Here is a 16,194-nt window from a genome sequence, read left to right on the forward strand (position 1 = left end):
GGTAATCTCGATATTCCGAGCATCGAAAGCCACAATGAGTGGCGAGGGTGCTCACGGAAAGACGGGTGTCTGGGGGCCACCGGCCCCGGCGTCTTGCAGCTCGTCGGTCGAATGACCCCGCGTGCGAGACGCCCCGAGTCGTATGATTTCGAGGCATCCGCACTTACCCGCGGGTTTCTGGTAGTTGACCGTACTCACTGGGGTATTAAAAACTACATGGGTTGACCGCGCCCGCGTGGTCGCACCAAGAATGTCATCGTGGAAACACTCATGTGCGTTTACTCGAGACAGTATCGGTAGTCGAACATGAGCGACCAGTCGGCCGAGACCACCATCGCACTCGAATCGATACCAGCGATGTGTGCTATCGTCCGAATGGATGAGGCTCCGTCCTTCGAAGCCTGCAACTCGACGTTCGAAACTGCGCTCGGTGTCGAAGCCGAGTCGCTCACCGGTTCGAATCTGCTGCAGTACGTTCACACGAACGATACCGAACTGGTTAGCGGTGGTCTCTCACGTGCGGTCGCGGGAGACGAAACGAGGTTCGAATGCCGGATTCGACACGCGACCAGTGGGTGGGCCACGTTCGAAGTTCGCGCTCGCCCTCACTCGGAGCGCGTGTTCATCCTCGTGCGCGACGTCACCGACCAAGCACGTCGCCGCGAGCATCTCGGCGTCCTCAATCGCATCCTCCGACACAACGTCAGAAACGACTTCAACGTCATCGACGGCCACCTCGAACTCATCGCCCGGAAGACCGACGATACGCAACTCGAAGACTCGTCCGACGTCGTCCGCGACGCCATCGACCGGTGGTTGCTGCTCACCGAACAGGCGACGCGTATCGAGCAACTGTTCAGCGAAACCGCGGAGCGACAACTCCCGATTGCCCAACTCGTCCAAGGGGTAGTGACCGCTAGCGGTCTCACCTACCCGGATGCAACGTTCTCGGTCTCGGTCGATTCGCAAGTCTCCGGGACGACGTCCTCGCTGCTCGAAGAAGCGGTCCACGAACTCTGTGAAAACGCGGCCAAGCACACCACCGACTCGCCGGTCGTGTCGGTCACAGTTCGACCGGGACCACACCGGAACTCCGCCGAAATCGTCGTCGAAGACGGCGGTGACGGGCTTCCGTTGCACGAGATTTCGGTGCTCGAAACCGGCGAGGAGACGCCACTGGTCCACGGCACGGGTATCGGTCTCCAACTCGTTCGGATGGTCGTCGAGCACGTCGGCGGGACGGTTGCCGTCGATACGGCGGCATCTGGCGGGTGTGTGAGGCTGGTAGTTCCAACAGTTCCGCCGGTAGAGGGCTGAGAGCGGCCAAAATCACGGTCGTTCGTCCGGTTCGGCACATTTAAGATACTAACGAGACGGTTTTCAAGCATGAGCGGCCGACCTCTCGACGTTCTCGAGGCATCTTTGAACGAACCGGTGACGGTTCACCTCAAGGACGGCGACGCATACTACGGCGTACTCGCTGGCTACGACCAGCACATGAACGTCGTGCTCGAAGAAGCGCTTGACGACGAGGCAGTGCCCGGAGATATCGAACTCCGGCAAGTCGAAGACACAACCATTATACGCGGCGATAACGTCGTCACCATCAAAGCATGACGGGTGCAGGAACCCCTAGCCAAGGAAAGAAGAACAAGACGACGCACGTCAAGTGCCGACGCTGTGGTGAGAAATCCTACCACTCGAAGAAGAAAGTCTGTTCGTCCTGTGGCTTCGGTAAATCGAAGAAGCGTCGAAGCTACGCCTGGCAGTCGAAGTCCGGCGACAACTAAGCAACCACTGACGGTCACTTGACCGTCACCCTGTCTTCTGTCTCGTCTCACTGGGGCGAGCATCGACAGCAACCCTCCTGACACCTACTCTGAGCAACCGACCGTGCGATTAGTTCGCAGTCCGCTCGATTTTTCTACTCTACGCTCGATTTTTCTACCGTGCACCGTGCGTAGACGACACGCCGCGAGTCGAGCGCCGACATTATTCTCGCTCGTGTACCGATAGTTCGATGGAAAAAGTCCGGCGGTCGCACTCCACTATGTGTCAACTATTCTGGGTAATGTATGCACAACAGTGCATATCCAAACCCGTGAATACCGGCGGTTACTGCATAAGGACGGGTTTTTTACCCCTTGCATCCCCTACCGACGTGTATGACTCACGGGCGGGACGATTCCCACCATCTCGGCGGACCAACGGAGAAGTGTGGCGTCGTCGGCGTCGCACTCGGAAGCCGAAGCGCCGCACGACCCCTGTACTACTCGCTGTACGCCCTCCAGCACCGAGGCCAAGAGTCGGCAGGTATCGTCACTCACGACGGGTTCCAGCAGCACAGCCACGTCCAGATGGGACTGGTCGGTGATGCGTTCAGCGCCGACGACCTGAACGAACTCAACGGGTCGGCCGGCATCGGCCACGTCCGCTACCCAACCGCGGGCGACGTCTCGAAGTCCTGCGCACAGCCCTTCGCCGTCTCGTTCAAGTCCGGGTCGCTCGGACTCGCACACAACGGAAACCTCGTCAACGCCGACGAACTCCGCGACGAATTGGAGAACTACGGTCACGCCTTTACCTCCACGGGCGACACCGAAGTCATCGCCCACGACCTCGCGCGCAACCTCCTCGAAGAAGACCTCGTTCGCGCCGTCAAGCGAACCATGGAGCGCATCCACGGCTCGTACGCGCTCACCATCATGCACGACGAGACGGTCCTCGGCGTACGCGACCCCGAAGGCAACCGCCCGCTCTGTATCGGGAAACTCGACGACGGCTACGTACTCGCCTCCGAATCGGCCGCCATAGACACGCTCGACGGCGAACTCGTCCGCGACGTGAAACCGGGCGAACTCGTCGTCCTCGCCCCCGACGGCTCCGGGTTCGACTCGTACCAGCTCATTGAACAGGAGAACACGGCCCACTGCTTCTTCGAACACATCTACTTCGCCCGCCCGGACTCCGTGATGAACGACTCGCTCGTCTACGAAGTTCGCCGCGGACTGGGGCGCAAACTCTGGGAGGAGAACGGCGTTGACACCGACGTGGTCATGCCCGTTCCCGACTCCGGGCGTGCGTTCGCCTCCGGGTACGCCGAGGCCGCCCAAGAAGACGACGCGACGGTCGAATTCGCCGAGGGCCTGATGAAGAACCGCTACGTCGGCCGAACGTTCATCATGCCCACGCAGGACGAGCGCGAGCGCGCGGTCCGTCTGAAGCTCAACCCAATCAAGAGCACCGTCGAAGGCCGGTCCGTGACCATCATCGACGACAGCATCGTCCGCGGAACCACCTCGAACCAACTCGTCGAACTACTCCGTGAGGCAGGTGCCGAAGAAGTCCACATGCGCATCGGCGCGCCGCCGATTATCGCCCCGTGTTACATGGGCATCAACATGGCCACCCGCGAGGAACTCATCGCCTCCGACAAGTCCGTCGAGGAGGTCCGCGAGACGATTGGCGCAGACAGTCTCGCGTATCTCTCTATCGACGCCGTCTCGGACGTGCTGGAAAAGTCGCGCTCCGACCTCTGTCTCGGCTGTGTCACCGGCGAGTATCCGTACGATATCGACGGCGAGACCACCGACCGCGACGTGAGCCGACCGGTCGTCGGGAGCAACGCGCCGACGCAGTAAGCAGCGCCCGTGTTCAATTCTGCCCGTCTTCAGTACACCACGTAAAGCAACAGATAGACGACGTTGCCGAGGACGAACGAGACGAGCCACAGTGACGCCGCGATTCGGCCGACGCGGGCGTGTTTCGTCCCGAAGACTTCGGAGAGTGGTCGCGTCAGCGCGAGCAACATGACGTAGTAGAGGAGCGGAATGCAGGCGATTGCCAACAGCATGTGAATCGCCAGCGTCGGGAGGTAGACGAACGTGTAGACCGCTTCGGGGCCGAGGAATTCGCTCGTCCCCTTCACCGCCACCTTGTATAGATAGAGCACGAGAAACGACGCGAACAGGACGAACGAGGTGAGCATCATGCGCTGGTGTTTCTCGGGTTCGCCGCGTCGGATGTACCGGACGCCGGCGACGATGGTCACGATTGCGACGGTGCTGATGACGGCGTTGACGTGCGGAATCGCATCGAAGACGGCATCCGACGCCTGCGGAATCGCGGTCCGGGGAATCGCCCCGAGCACCGCGCCGAAGACGAGCGCGAGCGAGACGAGAGTGAGGAGGGCCGTGAGACCGTTGACGTGGTTGCGTGCGCGAAACTCCATGGACGTAGTGGGGAACTGCCGAGGCAAAACCGTTCGGTCGAATACCGCGGTACGGTGCCTGCAAACGCCCGACATTGTCGAGCCGAAAGGAAAGTCATTTAAATTACCGCGGGATAACTGAGAGTGCACACAAGACACAGCGGGCGTGGGTAGCCAAGCCAGGCCAACGGCGCAGCGTTGAGGGCGCTGTCCTGTAGAGGTCCGCCGGTTCAAATCCGGTCCCACGCATCGCATGTGCGGACTCACAGTCCGCAATGAGGCGACACCGTCGCCGAATGATGCAGGTGATTTCCTACAAGGACATCACCCACGCACAATCCTTCAGCACACTACAACCCACGAGAGACAGCTCTCTGTGGGTTTGCTGTCTACATTTCGCTGAGCGACGGCGCTGTCCTGTGGAGGTCCGCCGATGAGAATCCGACGTGTCGGATTCGAGTAGACCAACGCGACTCGGGAGGGCCACAACTGTCACCCAGCCACCAAATTAATCATCGACTGCTGTGACCTGGTTCGTAGCATTACGCCAGAATATGCCCAACCCAGCCGAATCTCTCAGCCTTCTCGTCGTGCTCGAATTCGTCGTCGTGGCGTCGATAGTGCTGCTGTTGGTTCCGTTCGACGTTGCAGCGCCGTTCGTTCCGCTTCTGTTGTTCTTCGTCGTCGTACTGTACCTGTATCGCACCTGAACCACTCGCGGTGGACGGTGTGGCTAAAACCGTAGCGCGGAGCGTATTTCGCCCCGCAGTGCCGCGAGTTTAAAAGGGTCGAACGTGTAACACGGCACATGGCCAAATATTCCACAAACCGTGGTGGTGGCGGTTCCGATGGTGAGAACTGCGAACTCTGTGGCCGAGCCTCCGGGAAACTCCGCCGCGCGAACGTCGCGGGCGCGGACTTGCTGGTCTGTCCCGACTGCGCCCCGCACGGCGAGAATCGCAACCGCGACAAGAAGCACGCCGACACGCAGCACACGCGCGACAACTCCGAGCGCAACCGTCGCAAGCGCGCCGCCCAGCGAACGGCGAAGATGTACGACCAAGCGAAGGGGAACGCGAAACACTGGGAAGAGAAGGGGACGAACTACGAGAAAGACCGGCTCCCCTATCTCGTCTCTGGCTACGGCGGTCTCGTCGAGTCCGCTCGGCAGGACGCCGGCCTCCAACTCGGTGACCTCGCCGAGGAACTCGAAATCAAAGAGAACCAGTTGCTCGCAGTCGAGCAGGGCCGCGCCACGAGCGCGAACATCGGTGGCTCCGTCATTCGCGCGCTCGAAGACCGACTCGACGTTCGCCTCGTAGACGAGTAGCACGATTTTTCTCCTCGGGGCGTCTCGACGCCCTCATGACACACTCTCTCGCGCCAGCACACCCCACGGTGCGGACCTTCGACGCGACGGTCACCGCTCTCGACGGCCGCGAAGTCACGCTCGAAGAGACCTACTTCTACCCCGAAGGTGGCGGTCAGCCCGCAGACAGAGGCGTCCTCGGCGGCGTCGATGTCGAACACGTTCGGTCGGTCGAAGGAGACGTCGTCCACGAACTCGCCGCAGAACCCGAGTTCGCCGTCGGCGACGAGGTGGCCGGCGTCATCGACGACGACTTCAGAACGTACTGCATGCGCGCTCACACTGCGAGCCACGCACTCTACGGCGCGGCACGCCACATCTTCGACGACCTCGGTTACGGCGGGTTCGACATCTCCGACGAGAAGGTGCGCGTCGATTTCGAGACGAGTACGACCGTAGACGACGACGCGCTCGCCGAACTCGGCCGTCTGGTCAACCGCGCCGTGTGGGACTCACGCGAGGTGTCGTGGGAGGAGATTCCGGTCTCTGAGGCCCGCGAGCGCGAGGAAATCGCGTTCAACGTCAAGACCGAAGAGGGCGTCTTCGCCGACGAAGACGAGGTCCGAATCGTCACCATCGACGGCTGGGACTGGGGTGCCTGCGGCGGGACGCACGTCGCCAACACCATCGAAATCGGTCCCGTCGAAATCTACGGCCGGTCGAACCCCGGCGAGGGGCTGACTCGCGTCGAATTCGCCGTCGGTCCCGCGGCAATCGACCACCGAGCGACGGTCGAGGCGCAAGCCCGCCGTGCGGCCGCGACGCTCGACTCGAACCTCGAATCACTCGGCGAAGCAGCCACCGACGCACGTTCGACGCGCGCCGACCTCGAAGCGGAACTCGCATCGCTCAAAGGCGACGTGCTCGAAACCCGACTCGCCCAATTCGAGACCGTCGAACGCGACGGCGTCACGTGGAAAATCGGGTCGCTCTCCGGGTTCGAGGCGAACGACGTGGGCGAGGCCGCGAAAGCCGCCCGCGACGGCGTTGACGTGCTCGTCGCCGTCGGCGAATCGAGTGCGCCCTTCATCGTCGTCGCCAGCGCGGGAGACGTCTCGGCGGGCGACGTCGTCGCAGAGGTGACCGACGAGTTCGGCGGCGGTGGCGGCGGGAGTCCGACCTTCGCACAGGGTGGCGGACTCGGCACGACTGCCGACGAAATCGTGACGTATCTCCGCTCCTGAACGGCAGAGTCGTCGGTGCGCTGACGTTCGGTCGGCGATTCAATCATCTTTTTCAATTATCGTTCGAACATTTGAGCATGGAACGCACAGGGTTTGCTTCGGGCCTGACCGACGAACAACGGGCGATTCGGGACGTCGTCCACGAGTTCGCACTCGAAGAAGTTCGGCCGACGGCACACGAGGCAGACGACAAGGAATCCTTCCCCGAGGACGTGTGGGACGGTCTCGCGGAACTCGACCTCACCGGTCTCACGGTCCCCGAGGAGTACGGTGGGTTCGGTGCCGACCGAACGACCTACGCCCTCGTCAACGAGGAAATCGCCTACGGCCAACTCGCCGTGGCGACGGCGCTGTCGGTTCACTGTCTCGCAACCGAGTGTATCGCCGAATTCGCCTCCGACGAGCAGAAAGAAGAGTGGCTTCCGAAGATGGCGAAGGGCCGCCCGATCGGGATGTTCGCCCTCTCCGAACCGGAGGCGGGGTCGAACCCCGCCGAGATGTCCACGGTCGCCACGAAGGACGGCGACGAGTACGTCATCAACGGCAAGAAGCAGTGGATTACGAACGGCCAACGCGGCGGCGTCTGCATCCTCTTCGCCAAGACCGACCGCGACGACCCCGGTTCGGTCACGCAGTTCTTGGTCCCCAAGGAGGCGGGCTACGAAGTCGGCAAGAAGGAAGAGAAGATGGGTCTGCGCGCGTCTGACACCACCTCGCTCATCTTCGACGACGTTCGCATCCCGGCAGAGAACCGCCTGACTGAGGAAGGAAAGGGTCTCTCCGCGGCGTTCCACATCCTCACCGGTGGCCGAATCGGTATCGCGTCGCAGGCGACGGGTCTCGCGCAGGCCGCCCTCGACGACGCCGTCGAGTACGCCAACGAGCGCGAACAGTTCGACAAGCCCATCTCGAAGATTCAGGCGGTGCGCCACAAAATCGCCGACATGGGAACGCAGGTCCACACCGCCCGGACGCTGGTCCGCGAGGCCGCCCGCGTCGCGGACGCCGGCGAAGACCCGCGTATTCCCGCGTCGATGGCGAAGTACTACGCCAGCGAGGCGGCAGTGGACGTGACGAACGAGGCCGTCCAAGTCCACGGAGGCTACGGCTACACGACCGACTTCGACGTCGAACGCTACTACCGCGACGCCAAAATCACGACCATCTACGAGGGGACGAGCGAGATTCAGAAGGAAATCATCGCGCGTTCGTTGCTCGACTGAGCACTCCCGCGTACGACGTTTTTACACGAGCCGTGTGTCTATGAGACTGTTTCTCACATAGGAGCGCTAATGAACCTCGCATCTGTATTCGGCGCCAATGCTGGTCCCTGACCTCTCCGAGTTCGACGCCATCGTCTACGACCTCGATGGCACGCTCGTAGACCTCCGCGTCGATTGGGACGGGGCGATGGCCGAGATGGCGTCGGCGCTCCAAGACGCCGGTGTCGATACTCGGTCGATGGGCGTCTGGTCGATGGTCGATCACGCATCGCACGTTGGGCTTGGCGAGCGAGTCGAACGTATCCTCGACGGTTACGAGCGAGCGGGTGCGCTGAAGTCGAAGTGTCTTCCAGCCGTTGACGTGCTTCAGTCAGACGGCGTCTCCTCGGGCGTCTGCTCGCTCAACTCCGAAGGTGCGTGCTGGACCGCGCTCGACGTCCACGACCTCGACGACCACGTCGATGCCGTCGTCGGCCGCGACACCGTCGCAGCGCGCAAGCCCGACCCCGAACCGCTCTTGGCGACGCTCGATAGAATGGGCGTCGGGACCGAGTCGGCGGTGTTCGTGGGCGACTCGTACCGTGACGAACTCACCGCTCGGCGGGCAGGCGTCGCCTACAGATACGTCGGATGGCGTTCTATCGGCGTCCTCGATACGGTGGTGAAGACACTGCTCGGACAGGAGCGCTAATCCACAGATTACGCCCGAAACGCCTTCCCGTCCGGGTTTCCATTGCTCGGATATGACACACACCGAGTTCGCCGACTTCGAGGCAATCGTCTACGACCTCGACGGCACGCTCGTTGACCTCCGAGTCGATTGGAACGAGACGGCGAACGACGCCGTCGCCGTGCTTCGAGACCACGGTATCGACGCTCGCTCGATGGACCTCTGGCGAATGCTCGACGTCGCCGACGAGGAGGGGCTTCGAGACGAAATCGAGACGGTTCTCGCGCGTCACGAACGCTCGGGGGCGCGCGAATCCGACCGCCTCCCGCTCGCAGACTTCCTGCCGGACGACGACGTGCCGTCGGGCGTCTGCTCGCTCAACTGCGAAGCGTCGTGTCTCGTCGCACTGGACGTCCACGGCCTCGACGACCACGTCGATGCCGTCGTCGGCCGCGACACCGTTGCGACTCGCAAACCCGACCCCGAACCGCTCTTGGCGACGCTCACGCGGATGGACGTATCTCCCGAATCGGCGGTGTTCGTCGGCGACTCGCACCGCGACGAGGTGACCGCCGACCGTGCGGGCGTCGCGTTCCGCTACGTCGATGGCGGACCATCGGGTCAGTAGGAGAGACGGATGTCGGTGGGGCGGACAGGCGACACGTGGGGTTCCGTGGAGCGGTGTGTCGCACACCCGCGGTTCGCCCCACGACAGTTCTCAACGCATAGCGGGGCTGGTCCCGGCTTCGGGTATAAACCTCAGCACCCGTCGGCGAGAGGGTTAAACCGGCCGAGNCACCCGTCGGCGAGAGGGTTAAACCGGCCGAGTCCTACGCTCTCGACATGGGATTTCCGGTCTCGTACTACTGCCCCCATTGCGGTGCAGTCGTCGAACTCGAACGCGATGGCTACCTCGCCGACAAGTCGGTGACACCGTACCCGCTCGAAGGGTGGAACTACGCCGACCCGGACGACTCGTTCGAGGACGCGGAGGGCGTCCACTTCGTCTGCGGCGAGAGCGAGGCGACTGGTGTGAACTGGACCAGCGACGTGAGCGAGGCCGACGACGTGGAGAACCCGATGCTCGACTCGCCCTGTGGCCGCGAGTTCTACCTCTCGTTCGTGAAGTACGAAGACGGCCGCGAAGTCGAAGCGGTTCCCGAGAGCGACTACGTGACTATCGGCGGGCAGGGACCGGCGACGACTCGTGGTCCGTCCGGTCCGCGCGGGCCGACTGGAAGATAGTTCACCGATAGCACGCCTCCCTGCGAGTTCATCGTCTCAACGAGCGAATGTGATGGCGTGAACCCACTACAGATTACAGAGATGTTCGAGGGGTTGATTTTCTTCCTCCCGTTCGTCCTGCTCGTAGTGGTGATGCTCGCATTTCTCGCCGGCATCGCCTACTTCGAACACAAGAAAGAGATGGCGCTCATCGAGAGCGGCCAGTACCTCGCTGCCGACCGCGACCCGCGCGCGTGGATTCTCGCCGGCGGTCTTGTCGTGCTCGCACTCGGTCTCGGCGACGTCGTCTCGTCGCTCCTCTCGGGGACCGACTTCAGCGGCGGCATCACCGCTGTCTTCCTCGGTATCGCCGCGCTCGCGTACTACTTCTACAAACGCCGCGCGCTCGCCGCGACGACCGTCGCGTAAAAACTGGGTGGGTCTCAGCCTTTGATGTTGCAGACGGGGAACGTCCGGGCGACTTTGTCACCGATGCCGAGTTCGTCGGAGACGCGGACGACTTCGTCAACGTCTTTGTAGACGCCGGGTGCTTCCTCTGCGACCGTCGCGCCGGACTGCGCTTTCACGTAGATTTTCTCCTGCTCGCGGAGTTCTTCTTGGACAGTCTCGCCCCAGTACTCTTGCTTTGCTTTCGTTCGGCTCATGAGGCGACCCGCGCCGTGGGCCGTCGAACCGAACGTGAGGTCCAGCGAGTTCTCGCCGCCGCGAAGGACGTAGCTTCCCGCACCCATGCTACCGGGGATGATGACGGGTTGCCCAACGTCTGCGTATGCCGGTGGGAGTTCGGGTCGCCCGGCTGGGAACGCTCGGGTCGCACCCTTTCGGTGGACGTAGAGTTCGCGTTCCTCACCATCGACGTCGTGGACTTCCTTCTTGGCGATGTTGTGCGCCACGTCGTAGAGGAGGTCCATCTCCATGTCCTCCCAGTCGCGCTCGAAGACGTTCTCGAAGACCTGCCGGGTGCGGTACATGATGAGTTGGCGGTTCACCCACGCGAAGTTGATGGCCGCGCACATCGCGCCGTAGTACTCCTCGGCGAGTTTCGACCCGGCGGGTGCGGCGGCGAGTTCGCGGTCCGGGAGCGATTCGAGCAGGTCTTGGTGTTCTTTCTCGATGCGCCGGAGGTAGTCGGTACACGTCTGGTGGCCGAGTCCGCGAGAGCCACAGTGGATGAGGACGACGATTTGGTCTTCTTCGAGACCGAATTTTTCCGCAACGTCGTCGCGGTAGATGTCGGTGACGCGCTGGACTTCGAGGAAGTGGTTGCCAGAGCCGAGACTCCCGATTTGGTTGCGGCCGCGGTCCTTCGCTTTCTTCGAGACGTACTCGGGTTTCGCGTCGTCGCGGAAGCCTTCGTCCTCGCAGTGCGCGAGGTCGTCTTCGGTCGCCCAGCCTTCGTCGAGCGCCCACTGCATCCCGCGTTCGAGGATGCCCTCGATGGTGTCCATGTCGCCTTTGACGACACCGCCGCCGCCGAGACCGGACGGAATCGCACGGAAGAGCGCGTCTACGAGTTCTTCTTCTTTCCCCTGCAGGTCCTCGTAGGTGAGGTTCGTCTTCATCATCCGCACCCCGCAGTTGATGTCATAGCCGACCGCGCCGGGGGAGATACACCCGTCTTCGCAGTCGGTCGCGCCGACGCCGCCGACGGGGAAGCCGTAGCCTTGGTGGCCGTCGGGCATGCAGATGGCGTACTTGCTGATTCCGGGGAGGTGCGTCGCGTTCTGCAACTGTTCGAGCGTCTTGTCTTGGCCGATTTGCTCCAGGAGGGCTTCGGAGGCGAGCACCCGTGCCGGTGCCCGCATCTCGTCCGATTCCGGGATTTCCCACACGTTCTCTCGAACCTGTCGCAGTTCGATATCGCCGAACTCGCGCGTCGTCATGGTAGAAAGTTCGAGACGGCGACTGAATAGGATTCCGTCCTGTGTCGCTCACTCGACGGTCGGCCGCGACGGCCGCACCGACTCCTCGTCGCTGTGGAGTAGCGCATCCACAGAGAACGGACCACCGCCCGCAATCAACAGCGCCGAGACGAGACCGAACAGCGAGACGTGTGCGAGCACGGGGTCGTCCGGGAGACCGAACAGGGTGGTAGTAAAGAGCAGAATTGCGACTGCCGAGGCCGCCCGCGTGAAGGCCCCGGCGATGAGGAGGACGCCGACGAGCGCCTCGGTCAGGCCCGCGCCCACGACCCACAACTCGGGTGCGACGGGGACGACTGCCGTGAGGTCGTACTTTGCCACGACCGCCAGCGCGTCGCCGGGGGCCATAATCTTCTGCGTGATGCCGAGGTAGATGAACGCGATGCCGAGACCGATACGGACGATAGTCGGCACGAACGCGGTGAGGTGACTCGTCCGTTCGACGAACGGTTCGGCGACGCGGCGATAGAACGGGTCGATCTTCGAGTAGAGCGTTCGGTCGTCCGCGGCCATCGAGGCGATGACGTGGTCGGCGCTCGGTTTCCCCCCGCCGACGAGGGCGATAGCGAGGAAGCCGGGGACGTACTCGAATGCGAGCAAGAGCGCGGGTTCGAGCGCGAGACCGACGAGGTAGGCGAGGAGACCCACGCCTGCGACGAGGCGGGTCCCGAACCCGAAGAGGATGAGGAAGCCGACGGTGATGCCGAACAGTCGCGTGAACGTCGGCGACCCGGTCTGCACGATGGGCGAGAAGAAGTAGCCCGCGAAGCCAGCGCCGACCAGCGGCAGCCCTACCGAGAGTCGAAGGAGCCACGGCACGAGGTTCTGGTACGAACTCATCGTCTCTCTGAAGGTCCGCACGTCGTTCGGGAACGGTCGGAGTTGGAGGTAGACGCCACCGAGTCCGGCGACTGTCACCGCCCCGCCGAGAAGGACTGCGACCGCGAAGGGGTCGGTCAGCACCGACTGGACGAACTCGGCGACGGCCACGGGGTCGCTTCCGGGCGTGACGTACTTCACGTGGGCGCTCGCTCGCCCCACCGCGACGAGAACGAGTGCCATCGCCCCGGCGAGTGCGGCCGCACCGCGAACACGACTGGACATACTCGACGTTGCTCGTCGTGGGGGATAACAGCCACGGATAGATTCTCCGAAGAACTGGTGATAGAAGGTATGAAACGATTGAATTCGTGGTTTACACGTCGAAAACGACGTAGGCTTCCCACCCGTCTTCGCCAGCTTCGATGCGCATCTCGGAGTACGTCACCGCCTTCACGTCGCGGGCGACCACGTCGGCCAGCGGAACGCCGCGGTACGTCGCTTCGACGACCCACTCGTCGCCGTCTTGGCGCACGCTCGCGGCGTGGTCGGTCGGGAGCACGGCGCGCACGTCGCGCTCGTAGATGAGTTCGTCGAGGTAGTCGAAGAGGGCGGCCTCGCGGTTCTCAGCGCGGACCGAGAGGGCGAACTCGTCGCCCACGTCGGGGATGTCGTCGCACATCGCGGCGGTGAGTCCCGCGGCGACGGCGGCGAACGCGTCGCCGAGCGTGTCGCCGCTGGCTTCCACCGCGACGTCGGCGGTGTGTTCGCGGAGCGAAAATTCCATACCTGACAGAGTGCGGTGGGGAACCCTCGTCCTTTCGGTCTGGGCGTCAAAACGGACGGTGGAGTTATATTCTCGCTCCGGTTACCTCCGACTGTGAGCGTCAACGTGGAGATGCGGGTTGACGGTGCCGGCGACGCCGAGTACGGGGAGGCGGCGTGGGACCTCAAAGAACGCATCCGAATCAACGAGGGGCTGTTAAAGCAGCGTCGCGGATTCTTCATGGACGCCTACCGCCGTTCGACGACGTATCTCCTCTTCGAGAACGACACGCTCGTCGCCTTCGCATCGACGCGGCGCGACGGCTACATCCTCTTCTTAGCCGTCGCACAGGAGGCACGCGGTCAAGGCTACGGGAAGCGACTCGTCGCAGAAGTCGCCGACAAACATCCCGTCGTGACCTGCCACGCACGAACGACCAACACCAGCGCAATCGACTTCTACGAACGAGTCGGCTTCACCATCCGCCGCCGCATCGACAACTACTACGAAGACGGCGGTGCCTCGTACTACCTCCGACTCGGCGAGGAAGCGGGCTTGCGAGAGCGACTCTCTGAGTTCTTGCGGCGATAGCCACCGACTTCTTTCGATAACGTTCCCTGCTTGCAGATATCCTTAATTTTTATTCGCTTCGTAGTTGTAGCCTTGCGTATGTACATCGGAGTGCTCACTGTCCCACTCGGGAACGAATCGCTCGACGACGCGCTCGACTATCTGTCGGGTATCGGCGTCGAGGGCGTCGAACTCGGCGTCGGCGGCTGGCCGGGCGAAGACCACGTTGACCGTTCTGCCGTCCTCGCGGACGAAGACGCGCAGGCCGACCTGCGAGAGGCCGTCGAATCGCGCGACATGCAAATCAGCGCGCTGGCGACCCACAACAACCCGCTCCACCCCGACGAGGAGACCGCGGCCGAAGCGGACACGGAACTCCGCGAGGCTATCGAACTCGCCGACGCGCTCGACGTGAACACCGTCACCTGTTTCTCCGGTCTCCCGGCCGGCGGCCCGAACGACGAGGTGCCGAACTGGATTACCGCGCCGTGGCCGACCGAGCACGCCGACGCTCACGAGTACCAGTGGGACGTCGCCATCGACTACTGGTCCGACCTCGCCGCGTTCGCCGACGACCACGGCGTCGATATGGCCATCGAGATGCACCCGAACATGCTCGTCTACGAACCGACGGGCATGCTGAAACTCCGCGAGGCGACGAACGAGCGCGTCGGCGCGAACTTCGACCCCTCGCACCTCTACTGGCAGGACATCTCGATTACGGACGCCATCCGATTCCTCGGTGAACAGGACGCCATCCACCACTTCCACGCCAAGGACACGAAAGTCTACGAACCCAAGTCGCGCGTGAAGGGCGTCCTCGACACCACCTCCTACGCCGACACCGCCGACCGCTCGTGGCTCTTCCGCTCTATCGGCTACGGTCACGGCGAAGAACACTGGAAGGACGTGGTCTCCACGCTCCGGATGGTCGGCTACGAAGGCGCGCTCTCCATCGAGCACGAAGACGCGCTCACCTCCTCGAACGAAGGTCTGGAAAAGGCCGTGGACGTACTCGGCCGCGCCGTCTTCGAAACGCAACCCGGCGAAGCATACTGGGCTGAATAACGATGAGCAACGATACCTCCGAACCCCTCAAAGTCGGCGTCTTGGGTTACAGATTCATGGGCAAGGCGCACTCGAACGCGCTCGCGCGCCTGCCGATGTTCTTCCCCGAAGCGCCGGAAATCGAACGCACCGTCATCGTCGGCCGCGACGAGGAGGCGCTCGCGGACGCCGCCGAGCGATTCGGCTTCGAATCGACCGCGACCGACTGGGAAGACATCATCGACGACGTGGACGTGTTCTACAACCTCGGCCCGAACCACCTCCACGTCGAACCCTCCGTGGCCGCGCTCGAAGCGGGCGTCCACGTCTTCTGTGAGAAACCGCTCGCGCCGACGCTCGAAGGCGCGCGCACGATGCGCGACGCCGCCCGCGACGCCGATGTCGTCGCCGGGTGTGCCTTCAACTACCGCTTCGTTCCGGCCATCCAGTACGCCAAGGGACTCATCGAAGACGGCGAACTCGGCGAGATTCACCACGTCCGCGGACGCTACCTCCAAGACTGGCTCGTGGACCCCGAAGCGCCGTGGGCGTGGCGCATGGAGAAGGAGTACGCGGGTTCCGGCGCGCTCGGCGACCTCGGCGCGCACACCGTGGACCTCGTACGGTTCCTCGTCGGCGACACAGCCGGCGACATCGAGCGCATCTCCGGCCACCTCCAGACGTTCGTAGACGAGCGCCCCGTTCCCGGCACGGACGAGTACAAGCCCGTCACCGTGGACGACGCCTACACCGCGCAGGCCGAGTTCGCCAATGGGGCCATCGGCTCGTTCGAAGCCTCGCGCTTCGCCAACGGCCACAAGAACGACCACACCATCGAGATTCACGGCTCCGAGGGGAGCCTGAAGTTCTCGCTCGAACGCCTCAACGAGCTAGAGGTGAAGACGGGCGACTCCCGCGGCTACGAGACCGTGCTCGTCACGGACGAGAGCGACCCCTACATTGAACACTGGTGGCCGCCGGGCCACGTCATCGGCTGGGAACACACGTTCGTCCACGAGAATGCGGACTTCCTGACGGCAGTGGCAGAAGACGGCGAGTTCCACCCGTCGTTCGAGGACGCCTACGAAGTCCAAGAGATTCTCGACGCCATCGAGCGCTCCGACGACGAGGGCGTCTGGGTCGATACCGAGTAGTCGGCACTCAGCGCC

At 63.1% G+C, this 16,194-nt stretch carries 19 protein-coding genes and 1 tRNA gene; 16 read left to right on the forward strand and 4 right to left on the reverse strand.

What is annotated here, in order from left to right:
- Positions 1-306 precede the first annotated feature (306 nt).
- The 4 genes from ACFQJC_RS01050 (at position 307) to purF (ending at position 3,641) form a co-directional block, all read left to right on the forward strand.
- Complete coding sequence (locus tag ACFQJC_RS01050; protein WP_390221392.1) at positions 307-1,317, forward strand: sensor histidine kinase; 1,011 nt, start codon at positions 307-309, stop codon at positions 1,315-1,317.
- 69 nt (positions 1,318-1,386) lie between these two features.
- Positions 1,387-1,617 (forward strand): LSM domain-containing protein, encoded by a 231-nt coding sequence (locus ACFQJC_RS01055; protein WP_390221393.1) that lies wholly within the window; start codon positions 1,387-1,389, stop codon positions 1,615-1,617.
- Positions 1,614-1,790, forward strand: coding sequence for a 50S ribosomal protein L37e (locus tag ACFQJC_RS01060; protein ID WP_390221394.1), 177 nt, complete (start codon positions 1,614-1,616; stop codon positions 1,788-1,790). Before ACFQJC_RS01055 ends, ACFQJC_RS01060 begins: the two co-directional genes overlap by 4 nt.
- A 375-nt stretch (positions 1,791-2,165) precedes the next feature.
- Positions 2,166-3,641 (forward strand): amidophosphoribosyltransferase, encoded by a 1,476-nt coding sequence (purF, locus tag ACFQJC_RS01065; RefSeq protein ID WP_390221395.1) that lies wholly within the window; start codon positions 2,166-2,168, stop codon positions 3,639-3,641.
- A 29-nt stretch (positions 3,642-3,670) separates the two neighbouring features.
- On the opposite strand, the gene ACFQJC_RS01070 is transcribed toward purF, so the two are convergent.
- Entirely contained in the window at positions 3,671-4,231 is a 561-nt protein-coding gene (locus ACFQJC_RS01070) for a DUF420 domain-containing protein (RefSeq protein WP_390221396.1), read from the reverse strand.
- Between the two features lie 143 nt (positions 4,232-4,374).
- On the opposite strand from ACFQJC_RS01070, the gene ACFQJC_RS01075 reads away from it, so the two are divergent.
- The 9 genes from ACFQJC_RS01075 to ACFQJC_RS01115 all read left to right on the forward strand — a co-directional run bounded on the left by ACFQJC_RS01075 (position 4,375) and on the right by ACFQJC_RS01115 (position 10,309).
- Positions 4,375-4,459: transfer RNA gene (locus tag ACFQJC_RS01075), tRNA-Leu, on the forward strand.
- A gap of 305 nt (positions 4,460-4,764) precedes the next feature.
- Positions 4,765-4,920 carry a hypothetical protein gene (locus tag ACFQJC_RS01080; RefSeq protein WP_390221397.1) on the forward strand — a complete coding sequence of 52 codons (156 nt, stop codon included), beginning with the start codon at positions 4,765-4,767 and terminating at the stop codon, positions 4,918-4,920.
- Positions 4,921-5,018: 98 nt separating this feature from the next.
- Entirely contained in the window at positions 5,019-5,540 is a 522-nt protein-coding gene (locus ACFQJC_RS01085; protein ID WP_390221398.1) for a multiprotein-bridging factor 1 family protein, read from the forward strand.
- 35 nt (positions 5,541-5,575) lie between these two features.
- Positions 5,576-6,763, forward strand: a complete 1,188-nt coding sequence (locus ACFQJC_RS01090; protein WP_390221399.1) for an alanyl-tRNA editing protein — start codon at positions 5,576-5,578, stop codon at positions 6,761-6,763.
- A 77-nt stretch (positions 6,764-6,840) separates the two neighbouring features.
- Positions 6,841-7,986, forward strand: coding sequence for an acyl-CoA dehydrogenase family protein (locus ACFQJC_RS01095; protein ID WP_390221400.1), 1,146 nt, complete (start codon positions 6,841-6,843; stop codon positions 7,984-7,986).
- Between the two features lie 97 nt (positions 7,987-8,083).
- A complete protein-coding gene (locus ACFQJC_RS01100) occupies positions 8,084-8,677 on the forward strand; it encodes an HAD family hydrolase (protein WP_390221401.1) in 594 nt (197 codons plus the stop codon).
- Between the two features lie 52 nt (positions 8,678-8,729).
- A complete protein-coding gene (locus ACFQJC_RS01105) occupies positions 8,730-9,284 on the forward strand; it encodes an HAD family hydrolase (RefSeq protein ID WP_390221402.1) in 555 nt (184 codons plus the stop codon).
- 215 nt (positions 9,285-9,499) lie between these two features.
- Entirely contained in the window at positions 9,500-9,901 is a 402-nt protein-coding gene (locus tag ACFQJC_RS01110; protein ID WP_390221403.1) for a hypothetical protein, read from the forward strand.
- Positions 9,902-9,958: 57 nt separating this feature from the next.
- Positions 9,959-10,309, forward strand: a complete 351-nt coding sequence (locus tag ACFQJC_RS01115) for a hypothetical protein (protein ID WP_390221404.1) — start codon at positions 9,959-9,961, stop codon at positions 10,307-10,309.
- A 14-nt stretch (positions 10,310-10,323) separates the two neighbouring features.
- Here ACFQJC_RS01115 and ACFQJC_RS01120 read toward each other — a convergent pair whose 3' ends face one another.
- From ACFQJC_RS01120 to ACFQJC_RS01130, 3 genes are all read right to left on the reverse strand, one after another.
- Entirely contained in the window at positions 10,324-11,784 is a 1,461-nt protein-coding gene (locus ACFQJC_RS01120; protein ID WP_390221406.1) for an RtcB family protein, read from the reverse strand.
- Between the two features lie 48 nt (positions 11,785-11,832).
- Entirely contained in the window at positions 11,833-12,927 is a 1,095-nt protein-coding gene (locus ACFQJC_RS01125; RefSeq protein WP_390221408.1) for a DoxX family protein, read from the reverse strand.
- A gap of 91 nt (positions 12,928-13,018) precedes the next feature.
- A complete protein-coding gene (locus ACFQJC_RS01130) occupies positions 13,019-13,429 on the reverse strand; it encodes an archease (RefSeq protein WP_390221409.1) in 411 nt (136 codons plus the stop codon).
- 93 nt (positions 13,430-13,522) lie between these two features.
- Here ACFQJC_RS01130 and ACFQJC_RS01135 point away from each other — a divergent pair, with 93 nt between their 5' ends.
- The 3 genes from ACFQJC_RS01135 (at position 13,523) to ACFQJC_RS01145 (ending at position 16,179) form a co-directional block, all read left to right on the forward strand.
- Positions 13,523-13,999, forward strand: coding sequence for a GNAT family N-acetyltransferase (locus tag ACFQJC_RS01135; protein WP_390221410.1), 477 nt, complete (start codon positions 13,523-13,525; stop codon positions 13,997-13,999).
- A 78-nt stretch (positions 14,000-14,077) separates the two neighbouring features.
- A complete protein-coding gene (locus tag ACFQJC_RS01140; protein WP_390221411.1) occupies positions 14,078-15,046 on the forward strand; it encodes a sugar phosphate isomerase/epimerase family protein in 969 nt (322 codons plus the stop codon).
- A 2-nt stretch (positions 15,047-15,048) separates the two neighbouring features.
- Positions 15,049-16,179: a Gfo/Idh/MocA family protein gene (locus ACFQJC_RS01145; protein ID WP_390221412.1), complete on the forward strand. Its 1,131-nt coding sequence runs from the start codon at positions 15,049-15,051 to the stop codon at positions 16,177-16,179.
- Positions 16,180-16,194: the final 15 nt, after the last annotated feature.

Source organism: Haloferax namakaokahaiae (assembly GCF_042663225.1).
GTDB lineage: Archaea > Halobacteriota > Halobacteria > Halobacteriales > Haloferacaceae > Haloferax > Haloferax namakaokahaiae.

Excerpts from the sequence above, each read along its gene's own strand:
- ACFQJC_RS01120 (WP_390221406.1), bottom strand. The coding sequence starts at position 11,784 with ATGACGACGCGCGAGTTCGGCGATATCGAACTGCGACAGGTTCGAGAG.
- purF (WP_390221395.1), top strand. The coding sequence starts at position 2,166 with ATGACTCACGGGCGGGACGATTCCCACCATCTCGGCGGACCAACGGAG.
- ACFQJC_RS01125 (WP_390221408.1), bottom strand. The coding sequence starts at position 12,927 with ATGTCCAGTCGTGTTCGCGGTGCGGCCGCACTCGCCGGGGCGATGGCA.
- ACFQJC_RS01055 (WP_390221393.1), top strand. The coding sequence starts at position 1,387 with ATGAGCGGCCGACCTCTCGACGTTCTCGAGGCATCTTTGAACGAACCG.
- ACFQJC_RS01070 (WP_390221396.1), bottom strand. The coding sequence starts at position 4,231 with ATGGAGTTTCGCGCACGCAACCACGTCAACGGTCTCACGGCCCTCCTC.
- ACFQJC_RS01085 (WP_390221398.1), top strand. The coding sequence starts at position 5,019 with ATGGCCAAATATTCCACAAACCGTGGTGGTGGCGGTTCCGATGGTGAG.
- ACFQJC_RS01100 (WP_390221401.1), top strand. The coding sequence starts at position 8,084 with ATGCTGGTCCCTGACCTCTCCGAGTTCGACGCCATCGTCTACGACCTC.
- ACFQJC_RS01095 (WP_390221400.1), top strand. The coding sequence starts at position 6,841 with ATGGAACGCACAGGGTTTGCTTCGGGCCTGACCGACGAACAACGGGCG.
- ACFQJC_RS01145 (WP_390221412.1), top strand. The coding sequence starts at position 15,049 with ATGAGCAACGATACCTCCGAACCCCTCAAAGTCGGCGTCTTGGGTTAC.
- ACFQJC_RS01080 (WP_390221397.1), top strand. The coding sequence starts at position 4,765 with ATGCCCAACCCAGCCGAATCTCTCAGCCTTCTCGTCGTGCTCGAATTC.
- ACFQJC_RS01140 (WP_390221411.1), top strand. The coding sequence starts at position 14,078 with ATGTACATCGGAGTGCTCACTGTCCCACTCGGGAACGAATCGCTCGAC.
- ACFQJC_RS01050 (WP_390221392.1), top strand. The coding sequence starts at position 307 with ATGAGCGACCAGTCGGCCGAGACCACCATCGCACTCGAATCGATACCA.
- ACFQJC_RS01110 (WP_390221403.1), top strand. The coding sequence starts at position 9,500 with ATGGGATTTCCGGTCTCGTACTACTGCCCCCATTGCGGTGCAGTCGTC.
- ACFQJC_RS01090 (WP_390221399.1), top strand. The coding sequence starts at position 5,576 with ATGACACACTCTCTCGCGCCAGCACACCCCACGGTGCGGACCTTCGAC.
- ACFQJC_RS01130 (WP_390221409.1), bottom strand. The coding sequence starts at position 13,429 with ATGGAATTTTCGCTCCGCGAACACACCGCCGACGTCGCGGTGGAAGCC.
- ACFQJC_RS01105 (WP_390221402.1), top strand. The coding sequence starts at position 8,730 with ATGACACACACCGAGTTCGCCGACTTCGAGGCAATCGTCTACGACCTC.
- ACFQJC_RS01060 (WP_390221394.1), top strand. The coding sequence starts at position 1,614 with ATGACGGGTGCAGGAACCCCTAGCCAAGGAAAGAAGAACAAGACGACG.